At 44.5% G+C, this 25,721-nt stretch carries 25 protein-coding genes, 4 tRNA genes and 2 pseudogenes; 23 read left to right on the top strand and 8 right to left on the bottom strand.

What is annotated here, in order from left to right; genetic code table 11:
• Positions 1–70: 70 nt before the first annotated feature.
• A complete protein-coding gene (locus WA279_RS11250) occupies positions 71–1,381 on the bottom strand; it encodes an MFS transporter (protein ID WP_268554110.1) in 1,311 nt (436 codons plus the stop codon).
• A gap of 100 nt (positions 1,382–1,481) precedes the next feature.
• Between WA279_RS11250 and WA279_RS11245 the strand changes: the two genes are divergently transcribed.
• Both WA279_RS11245 and WA279_RS11240 read left to right on the top strand, forming a co-directional pair.
• Positions 1,482–1,802, top strand: a complete 321-nt coding sequence (locus WA279_RS11245; RefSeq protein ID WP_003226899.1) for a hypothetical protein — start codon at positions 1,482–1,484, stop codon at positions 1,800–1,802.
• Positions 1,803–1,813: 11 nt separating this feature from the next.
• Complete coding sequence (locus tag WA279_RS11240) at positions 1,814–2,260, top strand: DUF6376 family protein (RefSeq protein WP_336155426.1); 447 nt, start codon at positions 1,814–1,816, stop codon at positions 2,258–2,260.
• Between the two features lie 32 nt (positions 2,261–2,292).
• Here the strand turns inward: WA279_RS11240 and WA279_RS11235 are convergent, their stop codons facing one another.
• On the bottom strand, positions 2,293–3,222 hold the full coding sequence (locus tag WA279_RS11235) for a manganese-dependent inorganic pyrophosphatase (protein WP_336155425.1): 930 nt from the start codon (positions 3,220–3,222) through the stop codon (positions 2,293–2,295).
• Positions 3,223–3,426: 204 nt separating this feature from the next.
• Here WA279_RS11235 and hypR point away from each other — a divergent pair, with 204 nt between their 5' ends.
• The gene (gene hypR / locus WA279_RS11230; RefSeq protein ID WP_122895658.1) at positions 3,427–3,804 is read left to right on the top strand and encodes a transcriptional regulator HypR; all 378 of its coding nucleotides are present in this window, start codon (positions 3,427–3,429) and stop codon (positions 3,802–3,804) included.
• Between the two features lie 29 nt (positions 3,805–3,833).
• Here the strand turns inward: hypR and cotF are convergent, their stop codons facing one another.
• Positions 3,834–4,316, bottom strand: a complete 483-nt coding sequence (gene cotF, locus WA279_RS11225) for a spore coat protein CotF (protein ID WP_336155424.1) — start codon at positions 4,314–4,316, stop codon at positions 3,834–3,836.
• A 145-nt stretch (positions 4,317–4,461) separates the two neighbouring features.
• On the opposite strand from cotF, the gene WA279_RS11220 reads away from it, so the two are divergent.
• The 4 genes from WA279_RS11220 (at position 4,462) to rplI (ending at position 8,228) form a co-directional block, all read left to right on the top strand.
• The gene (locus tag WA279_RS11220) at positions 4,462–4,611 is read left to right on the top strand and encodes a hypothetical protein (RefSeq protein ID WP_003226909.1); all 150 of its coding nucleotides are present in this window, start codon (positions 4,462–4,464) and stop codon (positions 4,609–4,611) included.
• A 225-nt stretch (positions 4,612–4,836) separates the two neighbouring features.
• Positions 4,837–5,766, top strand: a complete 930-nt coding sequence (locus WA279_RS11215) for a YybS family protein (protein WP_336155423.1) — start codon at positions 4,837–4,839, stop codon at positions 5,764–5,766.
• Positions 5,767–5,802: 36 nt separating this feature from the next.
• Entirely contained in the window at positions 5,803–7,782 is a 1,980-nt protein-coding gene (gdpP, locus tag WA279_RS11210) for a cyclic-di-AMP phosphodiesterase GdpP (RefSeq protein WP_003242517.1), read from the top strand.
• Entirely contained in the window at positions 7,779–8,228 is a 450-nt protein-coding gene (rplI, locus tag WA279_RS11205; RefSeq protein ID WP_003226915.1) for a 50S ribosomal protein L9, read from the top strand. The genes gdpP and rplI overlap by 4 nt, the downstream gene beginning before the upstream one ends.
• Before the next feature lie 36 nt (positions 8,229–8,264).
• Here rplI and WA279_RS11200 read toward each other — a convergent pair whose 3' ends face one another.
• The 3 genes from WA279_RS11200 to WA279_RS11190 all read right to left on the bottom strand — a co-directional run bounded on the left by WA279_RS11200 (position 8,265) and on the right by WA279_RS11190 (position 11,849).
• Positions 8,265–10,322, bottom strand: coding sequence for an ArnT family glycosyltransferase (locus tag WA279_RS11200; RefSeq protein WP_336155422.1), 2,058 nt, complete (start codon positions 10,320–10,322; stop codon positions 8,265–8,267).
• Between the two features lie 105 nt (positions 10,323–10,427).
• On the bottom strand, positions 10,428–11,636 hold the full coding sequence (locus tag WA279_RS11195; protein WP_336155421.1) for a CynX/NimT family MFS transporter: 1,209 nt from the start codon (positions 11,634–11,636) through the stop codon (positions 10,428–10,430).
• Positions 11,637–11,708: 72 nt separating this feature from the next.
• The gene (locus WA279_RS11190) at positions 11,709–11,849 is read right to left on the bottom strand and encodes a YycC family protein (RefSeq protein ID WP_003242786.1); all 141 of its coding nucleotides are present in this window, start codon (positions 11,847–11,849) and stop codon (positions 11,709–11,711) included.
• Between the two features lie 120 nt (positions 11,850–11,969).
• On the opposite strand from WA279_RS11190, the gene WA279_RS11185 reads away from it, so the two are divergent.
• Entirely contained in the window at positions 11,970–12,173 is a 204-nt protein-coding gene (locus tag WA279_RS11185; RefSeq protein WP_015250806.1) for a hypothetical protein, read from the top strand.
• 47 nt (positions 12,174–12,220) lie between these two features.
• Here WA279_RS11185 and WA279_RS11180 read toward each other — a convergent pair whose 3' ends face one another.
• The gene (locus WA279_RS11180) at positions 12,221–12,421 is read right to left on the bottom strand and encodes a DUF2188 domain-containing protein (protein WP_003226922.1); all 201 of its coding nucleotides are present in this window, start codon (positions 12,419–12,421) and stop codon (positions 12,221–12,223) included.
• 169 nt (positions 12,422–12,590) lie between these two features.
• Here WA279_RS11180 and dnaB point away from each other — a divergent pair, with 169 nt between their 5' ends.
• The 15 genes and pseudogenes from dnaB to WA279_RS11105 form a co-directional block, all read left to right on the top strand.
• Positions 12,591–13,955, top strand: coding sequence for a replicative DNA helicase (gene dnaB / locus WA279_RS11175; RefSeq protein ID WP_003226923.1), 1,365 nt, complete (start codon positions 12,591–12,593; stop codon positions 13,953–13,955).
• A gap of 119 nt (positions 13,956–14,074) precedes the next feature.
• Complete coding sequence (locus tag WA279_RS11170; RefSeq protein WP_133954119.1) at positions 14,075–14,494, top strand: VOC family protein; 420 nt, start codon at positions 14,075–14,077, stop codon at positions 14,492–14,494.
• A gap of 205 nt (positions 14,495–14,699) precedes the next feature.
• On the top strand, positions 14,700–15,992 hold the full coding sequence (purA, locus tag WA279_RS11165; RefSeq protein ID WP_003226929.1) for an adenylosuccinate synthase: 1,293 nt from the start codon (positions 14,700–14,702) through the stop codon (positions 15,990–15,992).
• 224 nt (positions 15,993–16,216) lie between these two features.
• Positions 16,217–16,292, top strand: a tRNA-Lys gene (locus WA279_RS11160).
• A 9-nt stretch (positions 16,293–16,301) separates the two neighbouring features.
• Positions 16,302–16,373: transfer RNA gene (locus WA279_RS11155), tRNA-Glu, on the top strand.
• An 81-nt stretch (positions 16,374–16,454) separates the two neighbouring features.
• Positions 16,455–16,531: transfer RNA gene (locus WA279_RS11150), tRNA-Asp, on the top strand.
• Positions 16,532–16,566: 35 nt separating this feature from the next.
• Positions 16,567–16,639, top strand: a tRNA-Phe gene (locus tag WA279_RS11145).
• Positions 16,640–17,022: 383 nt separating this feature from the next.
• Positions 17,023–17,730, top strand: a complete 708-nt coding sequence (gene walR, locus WA279_RS11140; RefSeq protein ID WP_003244363.1) for a cell wall metabolism DNA-binding response regulator WalR — start codon at positions 17,023–17,025, stop codon at positions 17,728–17,730.
• Positions 17,731–17,737: 7 nt separating this feature from the next.
• Entirely contained in the window at positions 17,738–19,573 is a 1,836-nt protein-coding gene (walK, locus tag WA279_RS11135; RefSeq protein ID WP_009968432.1) for a cell wall metabolism sensor histidine kinase WalK, read from the top strand.
• Positions 19,563–20,930 carry a WalRK two-component regulatory system regulator WalH gene (walH, locus tag WA279_RS11130; protein ID WP_032722849.1) on the top strand — a complete coding sequence of 456 codons (1,368 nt, stop codon included), beginning with the start codon at positions 19,563–19,565 and terminating at the stop codon, positions 20,928–20,930. The genes walK and walH overlap by 11 nt, the downstream gene beginning before the upstream one ends.
• Positions 20,917–21,759 (top strand): WalRK two-component regulatory system regulator WalI, encoded by an 843-nt coding sequence (gene walI, locus WA279_RS11125; protein WP_003226937.1) that lies wholly within the window; start codon positions 20,917–20,919, stop codon positions 21,757–21,759. The genes walH and walI overlap by 14 nt, the downstream gene beginning before the upstream one ends.
• Before the next feature lie 21 nt (positions 21,760–21,780).
• A complete protein-coding gene (locus WA279_RS11120; RefSeq protein WP_003226939.1) occupies positions 21,781–22,575 on the top strand; it encodes an MBL fold metallo-hydrolase in 795 nt (264 codons plus the stop codon).
• A gap of 81 nt (positions 22,576–22,656) precedes the next feature.
• Entirely contained in the window at positions 22,657–23,859 is a 1,203-nt protein-coding gene (gene htrC, locus WA279_RS11115; RefSeq protein ID WP_015250812.1) for a serine protease HtrC, read from the top strand.
• Between the two features lie 20 nt (positions 23,860–23,879).
• Positions 23,880–24,010 (top strand): annotated as a pseudogene (locus tag WA279_RS11110) (hypothetical protein).
• Positions 24,011–24,037: 27 nt separating this feature from the next.
• Positions 24,038–24,190: pseudogene (locus WA279_RS11105) on the top strand (ATP-binding protein); the annotation flags it as partial.
• Here WA279_RS11105 and rocR read toward each other — a convergent pair.
• The gene (gene rocR / locus WA279_RS11100) at positions 24,172–25,557 is read right to left on the bottom strand and encodes an arginine utilization regulatory protein RocR (protein WP_336155419.1); all 1,386 of its coding nucleotides are present in this window, start codon (positions 25,555–25,557) and stop codon (positions 24,172–24,174) included. The pseudogene WA279_RS11105 and the gene rocR sit on opposite strands and share 19 nt — an antisense overlap.
• Positions 25,558–25,721 lie beyond the last annotated feature (164 nt).

The following is a 25,721-nucleotide window of genomic DNA, read 5'->3' as shown; positions in this document are numbered from 1 at the left end:
GTGAATGTTGGGAGAAAGAAAATAACACCTGGCGGATTCAAAGAAAAGAGTGCTTTTCAGCAAGCACTCTTCATTCCAGTTTAATTCGTTTTACATCCCCTAATACAAACACATAAAAAACCAATCCCAGCAACAGCACAAAACCAGCTACCAGAAAGCTGAGCGTAAAGGAGCCTGTCACATCAAACAAATACCCTGTCAGTGACGCAGCAATAATGCCTCCGAACAGGTTGTTTGCGAGATTCACCATGGAGCTCAGCATGGATACGGAACCGATCGGCGCGAGTTCTGCGGAGATGGACCAGCCGACCGGAGCGGTTGCGGAAATTCCGGCGAGCCCGATGGAAATGCAAATAATCGCTACGGTAATATTGTTCGTCAGAATGGAGCCTAAAAAGAAAAAGCCAAAGCTCATTCCGACTATGATTACGGTTCGGTACACCTTGGTGTTAGAGTAGCCTTTCTTAATAAAATAATCGACGAGCCAGCCTCCGACCACAATTCCGGAAATGGTTGAGATCAGCCACGGCACAGCTGTAAATAAACCGGACGACATGAGATCCATACCGTATGTATGTTTAAAGAAAGTCGGAAGCCAAGTGAGCAGCAGGTTGAATGTATACCCGTACCCTGTAAATCCGATCATTAAGCCCCATACTTTTCGATTGGTGAAAAGCTTTTTTAAAAGCGGGCCTGTTTTGTAAGGGATTTGCTCTGTTGTAATGGCATTGTGTTTTTGAATATAGTTTAGTTCACTTTTAGAAATACGTTTGTGCCGTTCAGGCTGTTCATAATACTGCCAGAAAAAGATTGTAAACAGCACATTGATGCATCCAATCGTCAAAAAAGCGACACGCCAGTCAAATGTTGTGACAAGAAAGGCGACCAATGGCGCGCCGATTACATTTGAAAACTTGGCGGCCGAATCGAACAGTGAGTTTGCTAATCCCCGCTCACTTGGAGGAAACCAGAGAGCGGTTGCTTTAGAGGCAGCAGGGAACGCAGAGGCGCTCGTCAGCCCAATGAGAAACCGGAACAGATACAACAGCAATTTTCCTTGCAAAAAAGCAAGAAGGATCGTTAAAAAGCTCCATATTGTCATTCCAACCCTCGTGACCCATGCGACCCCAAAACGGTCCAGCAAACTTCCGACAGGCAGCTGCATCAGTGTATAGGAATAGGTGTAAATGGAAAACACGATGCCGAGTTCAGTTGCAGTAAGGTGAAACGAATCCTGTATCGCAGGGGCCGCTACCGAGATGGCCACTCGGTCAAAATAATTAAGAATAATAATGCCGCTAAGTAACGAAGATATGTACCATCTGGTATGCCCAGGCCGTTTCACGCGCTCTTGACTCATGATGAAAACCTCCTCTGTCATAGCATGATCTCCTGATGGAAAAACCATTCAAATTTTAAATACCACAGCGCGCTTTTATATAAACGGCAGGAATTTGACTGGAACAGATTGGTGCTTTAGAATGAAAGTAATAAAAATGAATACTCCAAAGGGGAGTAGCTTTCACAGTAAAGTCGTCATTACGGGACAAGGTGTCCTCGGCTTTGCTGGCAATCTCATTGTTAGCGAGACCTTTGCCAAATCTGATTTGGTGAAGGTCTTTTTGTTTCAGGAACTTCACCAAATTGGTGGAGTTTTTTCATTTTTATCAAAAAGGGAGAGGAGCATCAGAATGTCTAAGCTGAAAAAGTGGCTGAAGCGTGAATTGGTGAGGAAAGGGCTGCCGTTAGCGAAAGAGAAATTGATTCCGATCTTAAAAGAAAAAATGAAGAAGAAACGATAAGGGGGCTGAAGATGAAGATCATTTTGACAGTACTTGCCGGAGTGGGAATTTTGAGTGCAGGCGGATGCGGCTTGCTTGATCAGGTGAACGACGGATTGAACTATACGAGTGAAGCAGCTGGTTATGTGGAGAAGGTGAAGACATTTGCAGAGGAAGCGCCTGAATTGGCTGAGAAAGCTGTAAATGACACCGAGGCGAAAGAAAAACTTGAAACGCAGCTTGAGTCGATTCAGAAGGCTGCCGCTGATTTTAATGAATTAACGCCGCCTGATGCCGCAGCGGAGATTCATCAAACCATTCAGGAACATAACGAAACCTTGCAGAAAAGCGCTGAAGATGTGTTGAAACAAGCCGAGGAAGGCAAGGTATCGCTTAAAGAATTGGAGCAGTCAGACCTGGTCCAAAACGCAAAGCAAATTACTGATGTGATGGGACAAATTGAGAAGCTGGGTGAATAAGAAAAAGCATCCCGACGCGGGATGCTTTTTGCTTATTCAGCCATTGCGTCTGTTAAGACAGGAACGACTTGTTTTTTACGGGAAACAACGCCTTTTAAGAGGGCTGTGTTGTTTTCTAATGTAACGTTGAACGCTTTTTCCACTTTAGCTGCTTCGTTACCGATTGCAAGAGCAAGTGAATCATTTTCTAAGATATCTGTGATAACGAGAAGGAACAGATCAAGATTCTTCTCAGCCACAACTTTTGAGATCACAGCTTCTAATTCAGCTTGGCGTTTTTTTACATCTTCAATGTCCACTGTGTTTACTTGTGCAATTTCGACTTTCTTGCTGCCGAGCGTAAATTCTTTCGCATCAAGAGAAATGAGCTCTTCCACTGTTTTTTTGCTTAGATCAGCGCCTGCTTTCAGCATGTTCAAGCCGTATTCTTCAGCATCTACGCCAGCGATTTCAGCAAGCTCTTTTGCTGCCGCTACGTCTTGGTCCGTGCAAGTTGGAGATTTAAATAACAGGGAATCAGAAATGATCGCAGACAGCATTAGGCCGGCAATATCTTTCTCGATTTTCACGTTATTCTCTTTGTACATTTTGTTTAAGATGGTAGCCGTACAGCCTACAGGCTCAGCACGATAGTAAAGCGGCTCAGCTGTTTCAAAGTTAGCGATGCGGTGATGGTCGATAACCTCTAAAACCTGAACCTCTTCAATGTCTTTGATGCTTTGCTGGCGTTCGTTATGGTCAACCAGGATAACGCCGTTTACTTCGTTTGCAGCTGTTTCAACAAGACGCGGGCTTTCTTGTTTGAAATAGTCAAGCGCGTATTGTGTTTCGCCGTTGACTTGTCCGAGGCGGACAGGCTCAGCATTGAAGCCGAGTTTGTTTTTCAAATCAGCATAAGCAATCGCAGAACAAATCGTATCTGTATCTGGGTTTTGGTGTCCGAAAATAAGTATCTTTTCCATGATAGCTCCTATCCTTTTTTAAGTAGTGTAATCTTTATATAGTTTAACACGTCTTGCTGCAGGTGTAATCATGCAAACCCTTAAAAATTGATGTGAATAAAAAGCATTTTCTTTGAGCTGAGAAGAAAAGCTGTGTAAAATACTGGGTAGCTTAGTTGCGAAATGTAATGTAGTATCAAAAAAGGTACTATTGGAGGGTCAAGAATGAGTGGAAAAAAGAATATATACCCGAACAAAGAAGGCTGTCCAGTTGAATTTACTCTAGATGTTATTGGCGGAAAGTGGAAAGGAATTCTTTTTTATCACATGATAGATGGCAAGAAACGATTTAATGAGTTTCGGCGAATCTGCCCGAGTATTACTCAAAGAATGCTTACTCTTCAGCTGAGGGAGCTGGAAGCGGACGGCATCGTGCATCGTGAGGTTTATCACCAGGTGCCGCCCAAGGTTGAGTACTCTCTGACAGAATTCGGGCGAACGCTTGAACCGATTGTTTTGCAAATGAAAGAATGGGGAGAATCCAACAGAGACGTGCTGGAATCTTATCGTTCGAACGGCTTACTGAAGGATCAGCAAAAATAACAGCAAAGGGAACTCCTTTGCTGCTTGTTTTATTTCATTGAAATGGCTCTGTTGGCGTTTCTGACATCGTTTTTCAACAGTTCAGAAAGGTTGTAAGACGGATAATATCCATGCTGATACATGTATCGATAAACTTGGGCGTGCAGCTGGATGGCAGCATTCAGCTGTTTGACCAGTACGTTTCTTAATTGAGGTGTTGCTGTTTCTGTAATTGCGATGGCATAGCTGCGGACAGATGTTTTGGCAAAACCGAGCAGGTCACCGCTGTAAAATGGGTTATCTGCGCGTTCTTCTTCCTCATCCTCTCTGTGCGGAGCCTGTGGAAAGAACGGAAGAAGCTCTCTCAAATTTTGCTCAACACCCTGAATAGACACGTTATAAAGCTGTCTGAGCTGAGGGTCTTTTACTTCTCTTATCATTTTCTTCAGTTTAATGAGTCCGCTTGATTGAAAAGCAACCAGCTCGTGCATTTCTAATGTTTCATGCCAAGCCAATGTTCTGCGTTCATCCATGTGAAAATTCTCCTTTATCGATCAGATTCCATATCAGCATATGCCCAACGCTCAATGTTGTTCATGATGTTTTGAAGTTTTGAAAAAGGGAAATTCACCTTATATAGGATACGGGTTGAGAACATGCACAAAGAGGTGAAACACAATGTGGGACATGATAAAGAACTTTTTCTTGTTTAGCAGCGGCGTTCTGCAAGCAACAACCCTTTTACTGGTGATCTTAATTTTTATGTATGTCAGAAAAACGAAAAAGAAAAACAAGGAATCTTCTGGCTTTATGGATGATAAACATTAATTGTGATGGGCATTCTTTTCAAAGAATGTCTTTTCATTTTTTATGTTTCACATGAAACATTAGCGTCATTTTACTTGCGATTTGGACTTATGTTAAAATATAAAAGTAAAATTTAGAGATGATATAAAAACATTCGGTGCAAAGTATGTTGCAGCGATGAAAAAAGAGCAGTCGTTTATGCTGCTCTTTTCTATTCGTATGTTCAGGATGATACGAGGTGACTAAGTGAAACAAACGAGAGCTTTAATGGAAGGTGCTATTTTAATCAGTCTGTTTGCGATCATCACGCTTCTGGTCGTTTATGTTCCTGTGATTGGAACAATTCTGTTATTTGCACTGCCGCTGCCAATGATCTTGTATACGATCAGACATGGATTGAAGCTAGGGATATGGATGGGCGCTGTCAGTCTTCCGGTTGTTTTTATTGTCGGGTCCTTTAACGGGCTTATTGTAGCTTTTATGTCAGCTTGCGCCGGCATTGCCATGGGACATTTTTTCAAAAGGAAAGAGCCCGGGCACGCCATTATTTCGGGCGCTCTTATTTATATGCTTAGTATTGTCTTCTATTTTGTGATAAGCATTCAGTTTTTGGGTATCAATATCATTGATGAGGCGATGACACAATACCGGCAATCTCTTGATATTGTAGAAACTGTAGCGAAGCAGTCGGGCAATGCTGGACAGATTGAGAAGCAATTAAAACTGATGGAAGAACAATTGGGTATCGTTCAATATCTTTTTCCAACAGCTATTGTGATGGTAGGAGTTATTTTTTCTTTCCTCAGTTACCTTATCGCTAAGCCGCTCTTAAGGCGATTCTCCCCCGATATTCCTAATCTAAAGCCTTTTAGAGAGTTGAAGTTTCCGCAAAGTGTTGTAGTACTGTATTTGATTATTGTCATGCTTTCATTTTTGCCTTTAGAAAAAGGCCAAATGCTGTACTCTATCGCTTTAAATGGGGAGTTTATACTCGGGTTTCTGATTTTCATCCAAGGTTTATCATTTATCTTTTTCTATTGCCATAAGAAACAATATCCAAAGGCTGCGGCTGTGATTGCTGTCATACTTGGGTTTGTGCATCCGGTCTTCATGGCAGCCATTCGCATTTTAGGCGTTTTAGATATGGGCTTTCATATAAGGAATAAGGTGAAGTGAACATGAGTTTTACTCACATGGTGGGGAGTGATAGAAATGCCAAGCTTTTATGAAAAACCGCTGTTTCGGTATCCCATCTATGCATTGATTGCTCTGTCAATTATTACAATCCTCATCAGCTTTTATTTTAACTGGATATTAGGAACCGTTGAAGTGCTGCTGCTGGCAGTTATTTTGTTTTTTATTAAGCGTGCTGATTCTCTTATTCGACAAGAGATTGATGCTTATATTTCTACGTTGTCCTACAGGTTGAAAAAAGTCGGTGAAGAGGCATTGATGGAAATGCCGATTGGAATTATGCTTTTTAATGACCAATATTATATAGAATGGGCAAATCCGTTTCTTTCCTCTTGTTTTAATGAAAGCACTTTAGTGGGGAGATCACTTTACGATACTTGTGAATCGGTAGTGCCGCTTATCAAACAAGAGGTGGAATCGGAAACGGTTACATTGAATGACCGCAAGTTTAGGGTTGTCATCAAACGGGATGAGCGTCTCTTATATTTCTTTGATGTAACAGAACAAATTCAGATTGAAAAGCTATATGAAAACGAAAGAACCGTCCTGGCATATATTTTCCTTGATAACTATGATGATGTGACACAAGGATTGGATGACCAGACGAGAAGCACGATGAACAGCCAGGTGACATCTTTGCTGAACGCTTGGGCGCAGGAGTACGGGATCTTCTTGAAAAGGACGTCTTCAGAACGCTTTATCGCTGTACTTAATGAACACATCTTAACTGAACTCGAAAATTCGAAGTTTTCGATTCTTGATGAAGTGCGGGAAAAAACCTCATTTGACGGTGTAGCGCTGACGTTAAGCGTCGGTGTCGGGGCTTCAGTCTCTTCCCTGAAAGAACTTGGCGATTTGGCGCAATCCAGCTTGGACTTAGCACTGGGACGCGGCGGAGACCAGGTAGCCATTAAGCTGCCAAACGGCAAGGTGAAGTTTTACGGCGGTAAAACAAACCCAATGGAGAAACGAACAAGGGTGCGGGCCCGCGTGATTTCTCACGCCTTAAAGGAAATCGTCACCGAAAGCAGCAATGTGATTATCATGGGGCATAAATTCCCCGACATGGATTCTATCGGTGCAGCGATCGGAATTTTAAAGGTGGCTCAGGCAAATAACAAAGATGGTTTTATCGTGATTGACCCAAATCAAATCGGTTCAAGTGTGCAGCGTTTGATTGGGGAAATCAAAAAATATGAAGAACTGTGGTCAAGATTTATTACGCCTGAAGAAGCAATGGAAATTTCCAATGATGACACACTGCTTGTGATCGTTGATACACATAAGCCGTCACTCGTCATGGAGGAACGGCTGGTCAATAAAATTGAACATATCGTGGTCATCGACCATCACCGCAGAGGTGAGGAGTTTATCAGAGATCCGCTGCTCGTTTATATGGAACCATACGCTTCTTCCACAGCGGAATTGGTGACAGAGCTGCTTGAATATCAGCCGAAGCGCTTAAAAATCAATATGATTGAAGCAACAGCCCTATTAGCTGGTATAATAGTGGATACAAAGAGCTTTTCTCTCCGCACGGGCTCGCGGACTTTTGATGCGGCTTCTTATTTAAGGGCAAAAGGCGCCGACACGGTGCTGGTGCAGAAGTTCCTGAAAGAAACCGTTGATTCCTATATTAAACGGGCGAAGCTGATCCAGCATACGGTCCTCTATAAAGATAACATTGCGATTGCTTCTCTTCCTGAAAATGAAGAGGAATACTTCGATCAAGTGCTGATTGCGCAGGCTGCCGATTCGCTGCTATCGATGAGTGAGGTTGAGGCTTCATTTGCGGTGGCGAGACGGGATGAACAAACGGTTTGTATCAGTGCGCGGTCGCTTGGCGAGGTAAATGTTCAGATCATCATGGAGGCCCTGGAAGGCGGAGGGCATTTAACAAATGCGGCGACTCAGTTGTCCGGCATTTCAGTTTCTGAAGCGCTGGAACGGCTGAAGCACGCCATAGATGAGTATTTTGAGGGAGGCGTACAGAGATGAAGGTTATTTTCTTACAAGATGTAAAAGGAAAAGGAAAAAAAGGCGAAGTCAAAAACGTAGCAGACGGTTATGCGCATAACTTTCTAATTAAAAAAGGCCTCGCGGTTGAAGCGAACGCGTCAAACATCAGCGCGCTAAACGGACAAAAGCAGAAAGAGAAAAAAGAAGCCATTGCTGAGCTTGAGCAGGCTAAGAGCTTGAAAGAGACATTAGAAAAACTGACTGTTGAGCTTAGCGCAAAATCAGGTGAGGGCGGCCGTTTATTTGGTTCAGTGACAAGCAAGCAAATCACTGAACAGCTCCAAAAAGACCATAACATTAAAGTAGATAAGCGGAAGCTTGAACTGCCGGACGGCATTCGTGCATTAGGATATACAAACGTGCCTGTGAAGCTGCATCCTGAAGTGCAGGCTGTGTTAAAGGTACATGTAAAAGAAGAAGCTTAATAGAAAAGAGGCTTGGATTCATCCAAGCCTCTTTTTTTATTCCACGAGATAAAGAGTTTGCTGGCTTTCTCTGCCAGGTCCTCTTCGCATTCCCTGCACGCTGTTTGTGCTGCTGGAGGAACCGCTGTACTCGTCAGATGTTATTTCTTTTCCGTTTTTCTTAATCCAGGAAACAAGTTCGCTGTTGCCTGAGTTGTTTTCGGACAGAAGGAAGTATTTCACTTTGCCTTCTTTGATTAGTTTTTTCAGTTCGGACACAGTCAGAATGGGATCCGTGCCATTAAACCCACCCATTGCCATAACAGACTCATTTTCGTTAATGATGTATGGCGCAGCTGTTACGGTTGTCAAAGTGGCAAATAAATATTCTTCGCCAGTATTGTGCTTTCTCAAATAGGAAAGGAGCCCGCTGTCGACCTCTGAAGAGAACATGTTCCCGCCGTTTGCCGAGCTTTTGAGCTGCGGGCCGGATTCAGGAAGGACGCTGTTGCCTCCGTATAGAAGCGGCGTTGCTGACCAGTAAACTGGTGTGAGAAGCAGAACGCACAAGCTGATGATGGTCAGCAGCTTACTGAACGGATGGCTGCGTTTAAGCATCAGAAGTGCAAGGGTGATGCCCAGTCCTAAGAGCCCCAGGACATACATCCATACACTGCCGATTTGGCTTGTATAAGCGCTCAGAATATACACCTGAAACACGGCTGTGATCAAGACGGCTGCCGGTAGAAGATAGCTGGACCAGTCTTTATTATTTTTGTATAAGCGGTGCATCGTATACCATCCGATACCAGAAAGGGCGGCAATCGGCGGTGCCAGCATAATCAAATAATACTGGTGGAAGAATCCTGCGATGCTGAAGAAACCAGCCACGGTAACAAGCCAAGCCGCCCAGAATAGCGTTTCTTTCATTTCAGCAGCATGTCCGCGGCGATCACGGTACCAGCTGACGATTGCGCCCAGTAATCCGATCAATGAGAATGGAAGCATCCAGCTGATTTGGCCGGAAAGTGCTGATTGGAAAAGACGAAGCGGTCCAGGATCACCGGTGCCGAACATATTCACGCTTTTTCCGCCTCCGCCGCCAGGCCCTCCATTTCCAGGCCCGTTGCCACCTGTGGGAGGTGTGCCTCCGCCTCCATTGAGAGCGCCGGTTTGTCCGTTAGGCGGCTGAGGCGCCTGTGAATGGTTTCCGAATGATTGATTTCCGTTCTGAGAAAAAGATGAACCGTTGCCATTTGGCGCTTGCATGTTGTCTTGATTCTGCATGTTCCCTCCGCCAGCAGCATTCATATCACCCTTTGCCAGGCCCGTAGTTTGCCCAAGCAGACGCTCTGTGCCGTTGTAGCCAAAGGCCAGTTCTAGCACTGAGTTAGTCTGGCTGCTTCCTACATAAGGCCGGCTTGAGGAAGAGGCTGAATCCACTGCAATCGCCCATGAGAGTGAAAGGCCTGTCAGAAGGACAAGAGACAGAAGCAGGGACCCGATTTTTTTCTTCAGAGAAACCCGAGATGCAATCAGGTAGAATAACACAAATGCAGGCAATACCATAAACGCTTGCATCATCTTCATATTAAAGGCGAGCCCAATCAGGGCAAATGCCGTCAGCAGCCAAACTAGCTTACCTTGTTTTACTGCCCGAAACAGGCAAGCTGAACCGAGCAATATGGTAAAAACGAGCATGCTATCGATATTGTTTGTCCGGCTGACAGCTACTGCGATAGGGGTCAGTGCCATGACAAGTGCGGCAATGCGGGCCGCTCCAATTCCAAAAGTCGGCTTGATCATTCTGTAGAGTAGGAAGACAGATCCAACTCCGGCAAGAGCCTGGGGAATGATGACACTCCACGTGTGAACACCGAAAATCAGTGCGAAAATCGTTTGAATCCATAACACGACAGGAGGCTTATCTACTGTCACAAATCCAGAAGGGTCAAATGACGCATAAAAGAAATTATGGAAGCTTTGCGTCATGCTTTTTACAGCCGCTAAATAGTACTGGTTCGCTGTATCATCCTGCCAAATGTGATACGTATTCAAAAAAGCTGCTCCCAGCAAAATATAAATAAGGGCTGCGTCGAATCGTTTGGTTTTCATCGTTTTTCACCTCTTTATGGTGTCTAATTGTAAAAAACAAATATGAAAAACTTATGAATAAACCATAAATATTCAAAGAAAAAAGCGGAGATATTTTCCCCGCTTTTATGCTGAATTTCTTTGTTTTTCTGACTGAAAAATGTATCGATCTCGTCCGGCTCCCTGTCCGGCTGCTCCCATTACGATCAGGGCAGCAATGAGAAGCACAATCGGCATCGTCCAAGAATGCGTCTGGTCAAAGAGATAGCCGACAAAGATTGGCCCGACTGCTGCCAGCAGGTAGCCGAATGACTGAGACATGCCTGACAGCGCAGCGGCCTGTTGGGCATTTTCACTGCGGAGACCGATCAAAGTAAGGGCCAGACTAATGCTAGAGCCTTGCCCGATACCGATAATGATCATCCAGATGGCAAGCAATGTATGGCTTCCGCCCGCTAATAATCCGCAGAGGCCGATCAGATAAACTGAGGCCAGCGCCGCAACGATACCGCGCTGCTGTTTCACACGGTCAGCTAAAACTGGTGTCAGAAAAGTGGAAGGCAGACTCGCAAATTGCATGAGTGATACCATCCATCCGGCTGTTGCCGTATCAATCCCGTGTGAACGGAGAATTTCAGGAAACCAAGCGATGCTGCTGTAAAATAAAAACGATTGCAGGCCCATAAAGATGGTGACATACCATGCCATTTTGGAAGCCCAAATGGAACTGGATTGCAGCTTCATTGTCTGGTTTGCCGTATCTCGATGGCGCAGCTGAGGTATCCAGATCAGCAATGCAAGCAAAGCCAGCCCGCCCCATAAGAGAAAGGCTTGTTTCCATCCGCCATTCATCTGGGTCGCTAAAGGAACGCTGACACCCGATGCTAAAGCTGCGAATATATTCATTGATGTCGTATACAGGCTGATCATGATCCCTGGCTTTTCAGGGTATTTATGTTTGATTAAGCTTGGCAAAAGTACGTTACCAATCGCAATCCCGACGCCGATAAGTGCCGTTCCGAAAAACAAAGCGGCAGTATAGCCGATAGAACGAGTCAGAACACCGATCAGCAGTATCACGAGACCTAGCCATAAAGTTCGCTCATTTCCGAGGCGCTGTCCAAGCTTAGGTGCAAGCGGAGAAAGAACTGCAAACGAAAGCAGCGGCAGTGCGGTCAAAAAACCGGCTGCCCCATTGGACATGTGCAGCTCTGCCCGGATAGAGCTGATGACCGGACCGACTGAAGTGATCGCGGGCCGTAAATTAAAGGCGATAAAGATAATGCCGGTGATCAGCCAAAATGATTGGATTTTTTTATTATGTGGATGTGGCAAAGCAGTTACTCCTCTTTTCTAACATATACATGATATTATCCCGAAACAGGTAAGCAAGTATGTGAATGAAGGCTATGATTTGTCCTCTTTTTGCAGTTCAGCCATTTTGGCAAGCAGGATATGCTGAGGCATATGCATGATCTGTTCAAGCGGCAGATTCAAGGACTCTGCAAGCTTTTGTGCAGTTTCAGCAGAAATTTGCAAAGGTCTCACAAAAGATCCCTCCTCTCTTCTGTCCATTGTACAAGAACCAGATGTGAAATGTAAGAAGATGTCACAAAGGAATAGAGCAATCGGAAAACGACCGTTATAAAAGAGGTAAGGAGGGTTCTTATGCACGCACCGTTGTCTTTATTAAAACAAATGCTGAAGGAACACCAAATAGACACTGAAAAAGCTGTCACTTTCGAAGAATATATAGCAGTGAGGCTAAAGCTTCAGGAGCTGATGGGGAAATTTGCTTCGATCGGGGAGTGGGATCTGTATCAAAAAGCGGCAGATTTGATGATGCACATAGGCATCCAATGGATGAAATAAACCGATAACCGCTAAAAAACCCTCGCTGCAGCGAAGGCTTTCATTCATTAAAATGAGTGTTCTTCTTCCACATTTTTAAACTGGTCATAAATTACAAGCTTAGACGGACTGTTTTCCTTAGCCACCTGTTTGGCCTTTTCAATAGCGGCGTCTTTAGACGTATACAAAGCTGTCGGCGCTACATTCTCCACCTCAATAAACCAGCCGTCCGCATCAACATTAGGTGTAATCGCATATTTCTTTATCATCTTTCATTCCTCCCTCATGTTTTATTGCATTTTTCCCGCCTTGTTACTGTCCGAAACGATCCAATCTGCTAACTGAAAAAAACAGGAAACAGTCAATTGTTCTATTTTTTTTCTGTAGAAATGGTAGAATGGAGGTTGGAGATTTTTTAATGAGAGGACGGTGCTTAGCATGACAGACCTTCTGAATGACCGGCTTCCTCCGCAAAATATAGAAGCCGAACAAGCCGTGTTAGGCGCTATTTTTTTACAGCCGTCTGCTTTAACACTGGCTTCAGAAGTATTGATTCCAGATGATTTCTATAGAATGTCCCACCAAAAAATCTATAATGCGATGCTGGTGCTCGGTGACCGAGGTGAACCGGTTGATCTGGTGACAGTCACATCAGAGCTTGCGAACACAGACCTGCTGGAAGAAGTAGGCGGCATTTCATATTTGACAGATATCGCAAACTCGGTGCCGACAGCGGCTAACATAGAATATTACGCGAAAATCGTTGAGGAAAAATCGATTCTTCGCCGATTAATCAGAACTGCGACAACGATTGCTCAAGACGGGTATACCCGTGAGGATGAGGTCGAGGATTTACTCAGTGAAGCGGAAAAAACGATTATGGAAGTGGCACAGCGCAAAAACACGAGTGCCTTCCAAAATATTAAGGACGTCCTTGTCCAGACCTATGATAATATCGAACAGCTTCACAATCGAAAAGGTGATATCACGGGAATTCCAACAGGGTTTACGGAGCTTGACCGGATGACTGCGGGTTTCCAGCGCAACGACTTGATCATTGTGGCTGCCCGTCCGTCAGTAGGGAAAACAGCCTTTGCCCTGAACATCGCACAAAACGTGGCGACAAAGACCGATGAGAGCGTAGCAATTTTCAGTCTTGAGATGGGTGCCGAGCAGCTCGTTATGCGTATGCTCTGTGCCGAGGGAAATATCAATGCCCAGAATCTCCGTACAGGTAACCTGACCGAAGAGGATTGGGGCAAGCTGACGATGGCAATGGGAAGCCTGTCGAACAGCGGGATTTACATCGATGATACACCGGGTATTCGGGTGAGTGAAATCCGTGCCAAGTGCCGCCGCTTGAAGCAGGAAAGCGGGCTGGGCATGATTTTGATCGATTACCTGCAATTGATTCAGGGAAGCGGCCGTTCAAAGGACAACCGTCAGCAGGAAGTATCTGAAATTTCCCGTGAACTGAAGTCGATTGCCAGGGAGCTGCAAGTCCCTGTTATCGCGCTTTCTCAGCTTTCCAGGGGTGTTGAGCAGCGTCAGGATAAACGTCCGATGATGTCTGATATCCGTGAATCAGGAAGTATCGAGCAGGACGCGGATATTGTCGCGTTCCTTTATCGTGATGACTACTATGACAAAGAAACCGAGAATAAAAATATTATCGAAATTATTATCGCCAAACAGCGTAACGGCCCGGTAGGAACCGTGTCTCTTGCGTTCGTAAAAGAATACAACAAATTCGTCAACCTGGAACGGCGTTTTGATGACGCAGGCGTTCCGCCCGGCGCATAAGCCCCAAGAGCTGCTCTTGGGGTTTTTTCATTCGAAAGATGGAAGAAATACCGTTCGCTCAGCGGATGAAAAATTGAAAGCGTTTTAATAAAATGGTGCAAAAAGGAGATGGTAACAATATGGGAAAACGTTTTTCGTCTTTTCACGCAGCACAAATCCGAATTGCACGTCCTACGGGCCAGCTTGATGAGATTATTCGTTTTTACCAAGAGGGATTGTGTTTGAAACGAATAGGAGAATTTTCACAGCATAACGGGTATGACGGTGTCATGTTCGGCCTTCCTCATGCCGATTATCATTTGGAATTCACCCAGTATGAAGGGGGAAGCAGTGCCCCCGTTCCCCATCCCGACAGCCTTCTTGTTTTTTATGTGCCGAATGCAGATGAACTGGCAGCGATCACTTCAAAGCTAAAGCACATGGGCTATCAAGAGGTCGAATCAGAGAACCCGTACTGGAGCAATGGGGGCGTAACGATAGAGGACCCGGACGGCTGGCGGGTCGTTTTTATGAATTCAAAAGGGATATCAGGTAAGTGATTCTTTCTTATGCTAAAGGATGAAAGTTTCGCAAGCTTTTTATGACAAAACCGTGAGAAAACGCTTATAAAACGAATGGAAGCGAACGAATATAGATTTACAATAATTTAATGTTCGGATTTACAATTGACTTTCTGTTTCTTCACTGATAAACTTGATTTGTTTGAATAGAATCGTTTTGAAAGGTTAACGGAGGTGCACGGACATGTCTTCAGTAGTTGTAGTAGGTACGCAATGGGGCGATGAAGGAAAAGGTAAAATTACAGATTTCCTATCAGAAAATGCAGAAGTGATCGCCCGTTATCAAGGCGGAAATAACGCAGGGCATACAATCAAGTTTGACGGAATCACATATAAGCTTCACTTAATCCCGTCTGGAATTTTCTATAAGGATAAAACGTGTGTAATCGGAAACGGAATGGTTGTAGATCCGAAAGCATTAGTCACAGAGCTTGCGTATCTTCATGAGCGCAACGTGAGTACAGATAACCTGAGAATCAGCAACAGAGCTCACGTCATTCTGCCGTATCATTTGAAATTGGATGAAGTGGAAGAAGAGCGTAAAGGGGCTAACAAGATCGGCACAACGAAAAAAGGAATCGGCCCTGCTTACATGGATAAAGCAGCCCGCATCGGAATTCGCATCGCGGATCTGTTAGACCGTGACGCGTTTGCGGAAAAGCTTGAGCGCAATCTTGAAGAAAAAAACCGTCTTCTTGAGAAAATGTACGAGACAGAAGGGTTTAAACTTGAGGATATCTTAGACGAATATTATGAGTACGGCCAGCAGATTAAAAAATATGTTTGCGATACATCTGTTGTCTTAAACGATGCTCTTGATGAAGGGCGCCGTGTATTATTTGAAGGCGCACAAGGGGTTATGCTCGATATCGACCAAGGAACATACCCGTTTGTTACGTCATCTAACCCGGTTGCCGGCGGTGTCACGATCGGTTCTGGTGTCGGCCCGACCAAAATCAAGCACGTTGTCGGTGTATCAAAAGCATATACGACTCGTGTCGGCGACGGTCCTTTCCCGACTGAGCTGAAGGATGAAATCGGCGATCAAATCCGTGAAGTCGGACGCGAATATGGAACAACAACAGGCCGCCCGCGCCGTGTCGGCTGGTTTGACAGCGTTGTTGTCCGCCACGCCCGCCGTGTGAGCGGAATTACAGATCTTTCTCTGAACTCTATTGACGTCCTAACAGGAATTGAAACGTTGAAAATCTGTGTGGCGTACCGCTACAAAGGCGAAATTATTGAAGAATTCCCAGCAAGTCTTAAAGCACTTGCTGAATGTGAGCCGGTTTATGAAGAAATGCCAGGCTGGACTGAGGATATTACAGGTGCGAAGAGCTTGAGCGAGCTTCCGGAAAATGCGCGCCATTATCTTGAGCGTGTGTCTCAGCTGACAGGCATTCCGCTTTCTATTTTCTCTGTCGGCCCAGACCGCTCACAAACAAATGTCCTTCGCAGTGTGTACCGCGCGAACTAAATAGAATATGTCTGCAAGCCCCTATATCAGGGGCTTGTTTTTTGTTTGAAAGCCGCATATAAGTTGGTCTGAGAAAAAAATATGAAAAAAAACCAAAAAAGTTATTGCCACTTCTATTTGTTCGTGATATTATAAATCTCGTTGTTACGGAAACTGCTTCAATAGAGTACGAGATAAGAACTAGATCTAAGTCGTTTGCTCTATAGAAATTCCGACATCTTTAAGAGCCATTAGCTCAGTTGGTAGAGCATCTGACTTTTAATCAGAGGGTCGAAGGTTCGAGTCCTTCATGGCTCACCATTTCGTGAAGGCCCGTTGGTCAAGCGGTTAAGACACCGCCCTTTCACGGCGGTAACACGGGTTCGAATCCCGTACGGGTCATTGATTTACTTTAGCGTTATTGCTAAATTCCTTATTTGTCTGTGAGAGCTGACACGACAGCTCTCCGGGCAATTACTGTAAGGTCCGGTAGTTCAGTTGGTTAGAATGCCTGCCTGTCACGCAGGAGGTCGCGGGTTCGAGTCCCGTCCGGACCGCCATTTTACTTTACTTAGTAGAGAAAAATAAAACATTTGGCTCGGTAGCTCAGTTGGTAGAGCAACGGACTGAAAATCCGTGTGTCGGCGGTTCGATTCCGTCCCGAGCCACTTACCAAACGCATCTGCAATCGTAGGTGCGTTTTTTCTTTTAGGAAAAAGGCAAACATGAGGAGTGTTATAATAGAAGAAAAAGGGAGAACCGGCCCTGCGGCCGGTTCAAAGAAGAAGACGTCATTGATAAAGACGCACTCCGGTGAGGGGAGGTTTCAATAAAGTTATCTTTTTTAAAAAAAGTTGACCAGCATGACAATAGATAAACAACTGGCGATAAAGGTGAAACATGTGTTTTTTTTCTAAACCTTTATTTTTTTTATCTTTTGACCTTAAACCGTTATAATAGACAAGGACCCATTCTTTACATGGGCCATAAGTGATGAAACGAATGTGATATAGATGAAATGAAGTCATTCGGCAGGAGGAAAATCAAAATGATGGATAAAAAGATCCTTGTAGTAGATGATGAAAAACCGATTGCAGATATATTGGAATTTAACTTAAGAAAAGAAGGCTATGAAGTGCACTGTGCCCACGACGGAAACGAAGCCGTTGAAATGGTAGAAGAGCTTCAGCCTGATTTAATTCTTTTAGATATTATGCTTCCGAATAAAGACGGCGTTGAAGTATGCCGTGAAGTCAGAAAGAAATACGATATGCCAATCATTATGCTGACGGCTAAGGATTCAGAAATTGACAAGGTTATCGGGCTTGAAATCGGTGCTGATGACTATGTCACAAAACCATTCAGCACACGCGAGCTCTTGGCACGTGTAAAAGCGAACCTGCGCCGCCAGCTGACAACAGCGCCTGCGGAGGAAGAGCCTTCCTCTAACGAGATTCATATCGGCTCTCTCGTCATCTTCCCTGACGCGTACGTTGTATCAAAACGAGACGAAACAATCGAATTGACTCATCGTGAGTTCGAATTGCTTCATTATTTAGCAAAACATATCGGACAAGTGATGACCCGTGAACATTTGCTTCAAACCGTTTGGGGCTATGATTACTTCGGCGATGTCAGAACGGTTGACGTAACAGTCCGCCGGCTTCGTGAAAAAATCGAGGACAACCCGAGCCATCCAAATTGGATCGTCACACGCCGCGGTGTAGGTTATTACTTGAGAAACCCAGAACAGGACTAATGCCCATATGAATAAGGTTGGTTTTTTTCGGTCGATCCAATTTAAGATTACCTTGATTTATGTGCTTTTGATTATCATTGCCATGCAAATCATTGGTGTGTATTTTGTCAATCAGGTAGAGAAGTCGCTGATCAGCTCTTATGAACAATCGCTGAATCAGCGAATCGACAACCTTTCTTATTATATCGAACAAGAATATAAGAGCGATAACGACAGTACCGTCATAAAGGATGACGTCAGCCGTATTTTGAATGACTTCACGAAAAGTGATGAGGTTCGGGAAATTAGCTTTGTAGATAAAAGCTATGAAGTGGTCGGTTCTTCAAAGCCGTACGGTGAGGAAGTGGCTGGGAAACAAACGACCGATCTGATTTTCAAAAGAATTTTTTCTACCAAACAGTCGTATTTAAGAAAATATTATGACCCGAAAAGCAAAATCAGGGTTCTTATTTCCGCGAAGCCCGTCATGACTGAAAACCAAGAGGTTGTGGGCGCGATCTATGTTGTCGCGAGTATGGAAGATGTCTTTAATCAGATGAAGACGATCAACACGATACTGGCGTCCGGCACAGGTTTGGCACTTGTTTTGACGGCTCTTCTCGGTATTTTTCTGGCAAGAACCATTACCCACCCGCTTTCAGATATGCGAAAGCAGGCGATGGAGCTTGCGAAAGGGAATTTCTCGAGGAAGGTTAAAAAGTACGGGCATGATGAAATTGGGCAGCTGGCCACAACGTTTAACCACTTAACGAGAGAGCTTGAAGATGCCCAAGCGATGACTGAAGGAGAACGCAGAAAGCTAGCCTCTGTCATTGCCTATATGACAGACGGCGTAATCGCCACAAACCGAAACGGAGCGATTATTCTCTTAAACAGCCCGGCGCTGGAGCTGTTGAACGTTTCACGTGAAACAGCCTTAGAAATGCCGATTACGAGTTTGCTGGGGCTTCAAGAGAATTATACTTTTGAAGATTTAGTGGAGCAGCAGGATTCTATGCTGCTTGAAATTGAGCGCGATGATGAATTAACGGTGCTTCGCGTGAATTTCTCTGTGATTCAAAGGGAACACGGCAAAATTGATGGTTTAATCGCTGTCATTTACGATGTAACCGAACAAGAGAAAATGGATCAGGAACGCAGAGAATTCGTTGCGAATGTATCACATGAGCTGCGGACGCCGCTTACGACAATGCGCAGCTATTTAGAAGCGTTAGCTGAAGGCGCGTGGGAAAATAAAGACATTGCTCCGCGCTTCTTAATGGTGACGCAAAATGAAACAGAGCGTATGATTCGGCTTGTCAATGATCTGCTTCAGCTGTCGAAATTTGACAGTAAGGATTATCAATTTAACCGGGAATGGATTCAGATTGTCCGGTTTATGTCACTTATTATTGACCGTTTCGAAATGACAAAAGAGCAGCATGTGGAGTTTATCCGCAATCTGCCGGACAGAGATCTGTACGTCGAGATTGACCAGGATAAAATAACGCAGGTGCTCGATAATATTATTTCTAACGCTTTAAAATATTCACCGGAAGGCGGACATGTCACGTTCTCGATTGATGTCAATGAAGAGGAAGAACTTCTCTATATCAGCGTGAAGGATGAAGGGATCGGCATTCCGAAAAAAGATGTCGAAAAAGTCTTTGACCGCTTCTATAGGGTGGATAAAGCGAGAACGAGAAAACTTGGCGGCACCGGTCTGGGATTGGCGATTGCCAAGGAAATGGTACAGGCGCACGGCGGAGATATTTGGGCGGACAGCATAGAAGGAAAAGGCACGACGATTACATTTACTCTTCCATATAAAGAGGAACAAGAGGATGATTGGGATGAAGCGTGAAAATATAAAAACGATATTACTTACGGTACTCGTCGTCATCAGTCTTGTTTTTACATGGGGGATATGGACGTTCCAGCCAAACTTTTCTGAAGGCTCATCCTCAACAGAGTCTACTGTTCGTGTAAAACATAAAATCGAAAAAACCACCCAAAAGCTGTCTGAAACGGTAAGGCCAAGGGACATGTTTATCCATGATGACGGCGCTCATTACAAAGTGGATGACAATGCCCTCTATGAAGAAATCTGGTCTGACTTGCCGCATTGGGATGTGAAAGGGATTAAAGATATTTCGGATCAGTATGACAAGGCTGGATTCAAAAGCTGGTTTTATGGAATAGGCGGTTCTGAAGCCAAGCTTGACTTACAATTCAGCGATACGATTCCGATTGATATTTTCCAAACGCTGTTTAAATGGTCTAATCAGTCGTTTGAATACAGTTCGTTTGACCATATTCTGATCCCGTTCAATGAAACAAAAGCAAACAAGAAAATCTATTTGGTGTCTTACAGCAAGCAGCTCATTCTTGAAGTGACGGTTGAATCAGCAAACTACCGGAACATTATGAACGACTTGAAAAACAGGCAATCAAATATGCCGGCGTTCAGTTTGTTCTCCATTGGCTCAAAGAAAGAGTTCTTGCTGCCGAACAAACCGCTTACGATGGACAAAAAAGAATTTGTCACAGAATCGATTAAAACAAATACCTTTAAGCAGGCTTTGTTTAGCGATCCGAGCATTGTAAGAGAAGATTCGAATTACAACAACAGAAATGTGCTGACAGATGGGATCAGCCGTTTAGATGTGAATCTAAGCCAGCGACAGGTGCAATTCCAGCAGCGCAATTTGGTGCAGAGCACATCCTATCAAACAGGTGAATTAATCAAAAAGAGCCAAAAATATCTTGAGGATACCGGAAGCTGGACGGATCACTATCAATTTTTCAATATCAATGACAGCCAGCAGCTGAGCTTCTATATCTTTATGGATCAGATTCCGGTCATTAACAGCACCGCCAAACCTTTCGGAGCGACATCGGCGATTACGGTGCAATGGGCGAATGATGATATTCTCAGCTATAAGCGGCCGAATTACAGTCTCGGAACGAATCCGATTAAAACAAGTGAAACAGAGCTCATGAGCGGCAGCGAAGTGAGGATGCTGCTTTCGAAACAAACCGCTTATGATACGGACAAAATTGATCAGATCTTCCTTGCTTATCAATTGGTATCAACATCAACCAACGATGATCCTCTCGTTGAACTGGAACCAGTTTGGGCGATGAAAGTAAATGGAAAAATTGTGCCGATTACAAAGGATTTATTGAGGAAGGAGGGGGCCAACAGTGGAGTGGAATAAGACAAAATCAATCTTCATCGTTGCCTTCCTCATTTTAGATATTTTCTTAGGCTATCAGTTTTTTCAAAAATGGCAGGCTACCGGCAAGGAATATGAAGTCATTAAAAATGATGTCGAGCATGACATGAAGGCCGATCATATCACGTATGAGGGTTTGAATAAGGAAGCAACAGAAGGCTATCGGATCACGGCAAATCAAAAAGCCTTCACCAAGGAGGAAATTGAGGCGCTGAAGGATCAAAAGCCTTTGATGGACATGCCTAGTGATGATCATAAAGTAACGAGCCTGAAAATGAAGTTCGCAAATCCAATAGCCCTATCAAAGAAGGATATCGAGGACGATGCTCAGGCACTTGTTTCTTCGAAAATTCAAGATGGCGAAAAATATAAGCTTTGGAAGGTTGATAAATCGAAGAAAGAAATTATTTTCTTCCAAACGTACGAAGGTCATTATATTTACCAAAAGACCGACAATCCCTCTAATATGATCGGGCAAGTGGTGCTGCACTTAAACGGTAAAAACGAGGTTGTGTCATACGACCAGACTACGCTTGAGACCTTCAAGCAAATCCAGAAAGAAAGCTTAATTACTGAAATGGATGCGGTTGAGCTATTGTACTATCAAAATCAATTAAAAGAATACAGCACTGTGAAGAGCTGTAAATTCGGCTATGTAGCACAATATCCGCTGACAAGTACGCAGGTGCTGGCGCCGGTATGGAGAATTACGGTCGAGTACGAGAAAAAAGTGAACGGTGAGAAAAAGACAGTACAAGAGTATTTTACTGTGAATGCTTTGGAGAGTACGATTTTAGATACAGATCAATGAAAATAATGGAGTGAGACAAACATGAGCTTGCAATTTAGCGTACTTGCGAGCGGGAGTACGGGAAATGCGTTTTACCTCGAAACAGAGGATCACGCATTTTTAGTGGACGCCGGTTTGAGCGGAAAAGCCATGGATGGGCTGATGGCGCAGATCGGGCGTAAGCTGGATGATGTAGACGGCATTTTTGTGACGCATGAGCATAGTGACCATATTAAGGGCCTTGGTGTCGTCGCCAGAAAGTACAAGCTTCCGATCTATGCGAATGAGAAGACTTGGAAAGCGATGGAGAATCAAATCGGCAAAATTGACACCGATCAAAAGTTTGTATTTCCGATGGAGACGGTGAAGTCGTTCGGCGGACTTGATGTTGAATCGTTTGGCGTTTCCCACGATGCGGCGGAACCGATGTTTTATGTATTCCATTATAACGGCCGAAAGCTCGCGTTAATGACAGATACGGGATATGTCAGCGACCGGATGAAAGGCATTATCCGTTCAGCGAATGTATTTGTGTTTGAAAGCAATCACGATGTCGGTATGCTGCAAATGGGAAGATACCCATGGAGTATTAAGCGGCGGATTTTAAGTGACGTCGGGCACGTTTCAAATGAAGATGCTGCCTTGGCGATGACGGATGTCATTGGCGATGAGACGTCTCGTATTTACCTGGCGCATTTGAGCCAGGACAACAACATGAAGGAGCTGGCAAGAATGTCTGTGCAGCAGACATTGGCTTCTAAAGGATTTGTGACGGGTGAGACATTTGACTTATACGACACTGATCCGAAGAAGGCCACTCCGCTTTGCGCTGTATAATTTTTCTATGTAAATCATGACTATTCTAGGAGCTTCTAACCCACAATATAACCATATTAACGTTCTTGGAAAGGATGGAATATGGTGGATTACGAACGTGAGGAAGAACATACTACTCCTGAACAGCCAAAGAGAAGCAAAAAAGGATATTTTCTTTCAAGTCTGATTGGTGTGATTGTCGGTGCCGTATTAATGGCGTTTATCATGCCGTACCTTTCAAATGAAGGGCTAGATACGGGCGCTTTAGATCAGCAGCAGAACAATAACGGCCGGGAATCAATCAGGACGGTGAATGTCAGTGTCAACAATACGGTCACCAAGATTGTCAGCAATGTGTCGCCCGCCGTTGTCGGTGTTGTGAACATCCAAAAATCAGATATACGGGGAGAGAGCGGCGAGGCTGGGAGCGGCTCTGGCGTCATCTATAAGAAAAATGACCATTCCGCTTATGTCGTGACCAACCATCATGTCATCGAAGGCGCTTCCCAAATTGAAATCAGCTTGAAAGACGGATCGCGTGTATCAGCTGATCTTGTCGGCAGCGACCAGCTGATGGATCTGGCCGTTTTACGGGTGAAAAGCGATAAAATTAAAGCAGTCGCCGATTTCGGAAATTCAGATAAAGTGAAGTCTGGGGAGCCGGTTATTGCGATCGGGAACCCGTTAGGCCTTGAGTTTGCTGGCTCTGTCACACAAGGCGTCATCTCGGGCACGGAGAGGGCGATCCCAGTAGATTCAAACGGTGATGGACAGCCTGACTGGAACGCAGAAGTCCTGCAAACAGATGCGGCCATTAACCCTGGGAACAGCGGCGGTGCTTTGTTAAATATGGATGGGAAGGTCATTGGCATCAATTCAATGAAGATTGCCGAGTCAGCGGTTGAAGGGATTGGCCTGTCCATTCCGTCTAAGCTCGTGATCCCTGTGATAGAGGATTTAGAGAGATACGGAAAGGTCAAACGCCCGTTCCTTGGCATTGAGATGAAATCCCTAAGCGACATCGCAAGCTATCATTGGGATGAAACATTAAAGCTTCCTAAGAACGTCACCAATGGAGCGGTTGTGATGGGTGTAGACGCCTTTTCACCTGCCGGAAAAGCGGGACTGAAGGAACTCGATGTCATCACGGAATTTGACGGTTACAAAGTAAATGATATTGTTGACCTGCGAAAACGGCTTTATCAGAAAAAAGTCGGTGATCGGGTGAAGGTGAAGTTTTACCGCGGCGGAAAAGAAAAATCTGTAGACATCAAGCTGTCCTCCGCAGACCAATTAGGCAGTTAATCATAGCAGTCTGGCATCGTTTGCCAGGCTGTTTTGATATGCAAAAAAAACTGAACAGGGGTCACGCCCGTTCAGTTGAAAAGGATATATCGAATATGAAGAAAAATACAAGATGGATGTTACACGTGAAACAGCAGCAAATGGCTGCTAACTGCAAATACCTCCATTCTCAGCATTCTCCCGGAAATATGGAGGTTCGGGATTAGGCCTTGCTATAACGAAATCGATTATCGACAGCCACAATGGGACGATTGAAGTGAAAAGTGAAGTCGGCAGAGGAACTGTTTTTCTGATCAGGCTTCCTGCCCCGGATTATTCGTTAGACGAGTGAGAAAATTTCTTCAGCCGATATTGGAGGCTTTGTCTGCTGATGCCAAGCTCCTGAGCAGCTTTCGAGATGTTATGGCCGTGTTTTCTTAATACGTTCTCAATCACATATTTTTCAAAACTCTCCATTTTTTCTTTTAAGTCCGCGGCCGGCTGGTGTCTTGGTGCTTCAGGCTCTGGGGTATCAGCCGGTTTGATTTTCATGCGGTATTGATAGGGCAGATGGGAAGCCGTAATCGTTTGCTCGTCCGTCATGAAATTCATTGCGCCTTCGATCATATGCTCAAGCTCGCGAATATTTCCCGGCCAGTCATAAGAAAGGAAAAATTGCTTCACGTCTTCGCTGATGTGTTCAACATTCATTTGGAACAGATGGTTGTTTTTCTGGATGAACTCTGACGCGAGAAGCAAAATGTCTTCTTTTCGTTCCCGAAGCGGCGGGATGATCAGTGTGACGACACTCAGCCTGTAATACAAGTCCTTCCGCATTCGTTCGCCTGCAATCGCATCAATTGGATCTTCATTCATCGTGGCAATAATACGTACGTCAATCGGTGTATCCTTTGTTGACCCGATGCGCCTGATTTTCCGTTCTTGAAGGGCGCGTAGCAGCTTCGCCTGAAGGCTGAGATTCAGCGAGTTGATTTCATCTAACAGCAGTGTGCCGCCATGGGCTTGTTCAAACAGGCCGGGCTGGTCGACAGCGCCGGTAAACGCGCCTTTTTTTGTTCCGAACAAGATGCTTTCCACAAGGCTGTCTGGCAGCGCCGCACAGTTTTGCGAAATAAACGGGCCGCCAGAACGATCGCTTCCATTATGGATACTTTGCGCGAACAGTTCTTTTCCCGTACCGGTTTCGCCTGCGAGAAGCACAGATGATGACGTACGGGTTGCCCGCTTGGCGTTTTCGATGACGTCTTGAATGGCCGGGCTGGTGCCGAGAATACTGTCAAACGTATAGGTTGTGTTGCCTTTTTTGTTCATATTCTCCCTGATCAGCCGTTCAAGCTTTGTCACATCCTTGGCAATTTCAACGGCGCCCCTTATTTTGCCGTCTTGGACGATGGGATATGTATGATTGATCGTCGTAATTTCCTGGCCTTTATTATTGAAATAGCTCTGTTTGACGTTTTTAATCGTCTTGCCTTCCTGAAGAGCCTGTACCAGTGTGCTGTCCTGCTGCTTTGAAAACATAAACACATCCATCAGGTTTTTATTCAAGACGTCATGCTTCTCCATATCTTCAATCTGCATCATTTTATTGTTATAAACGATTGTGTTTCCATGCTCGTCTACCACGTGCAGGCCAACATCGATTTCATCTAAAATACTCTGAAAAACCAATGTGAGGAATTCGCTGTCTTTGACCACTGTATGAACCTCCCTCAATTATTTTCTTAATATTGCTTCTATTTTATAAAAAAACGGAGAGGATATGCAAAAGAATTTTGCACTTGCTGGAATTTTTGCTCGAAATATCAGAATGTTTTTGCACCTTGTTCTCGAAAATTGTAGAAAACACACGAATTCTTGAT

This window comes from Bacillus sp. 204(2023) (assembly GCF_037027505.1).
Classification (GTDB): Bacteria; Bacillota; Bacilli; order Bacillales; family Bacillaceae; genus Bacillus; species Bacillus subtilis.
Note: the sequence above shows the minus strand (reverse complement) of the source record. Positions and strands in the feature narration are given on the sequence as shown.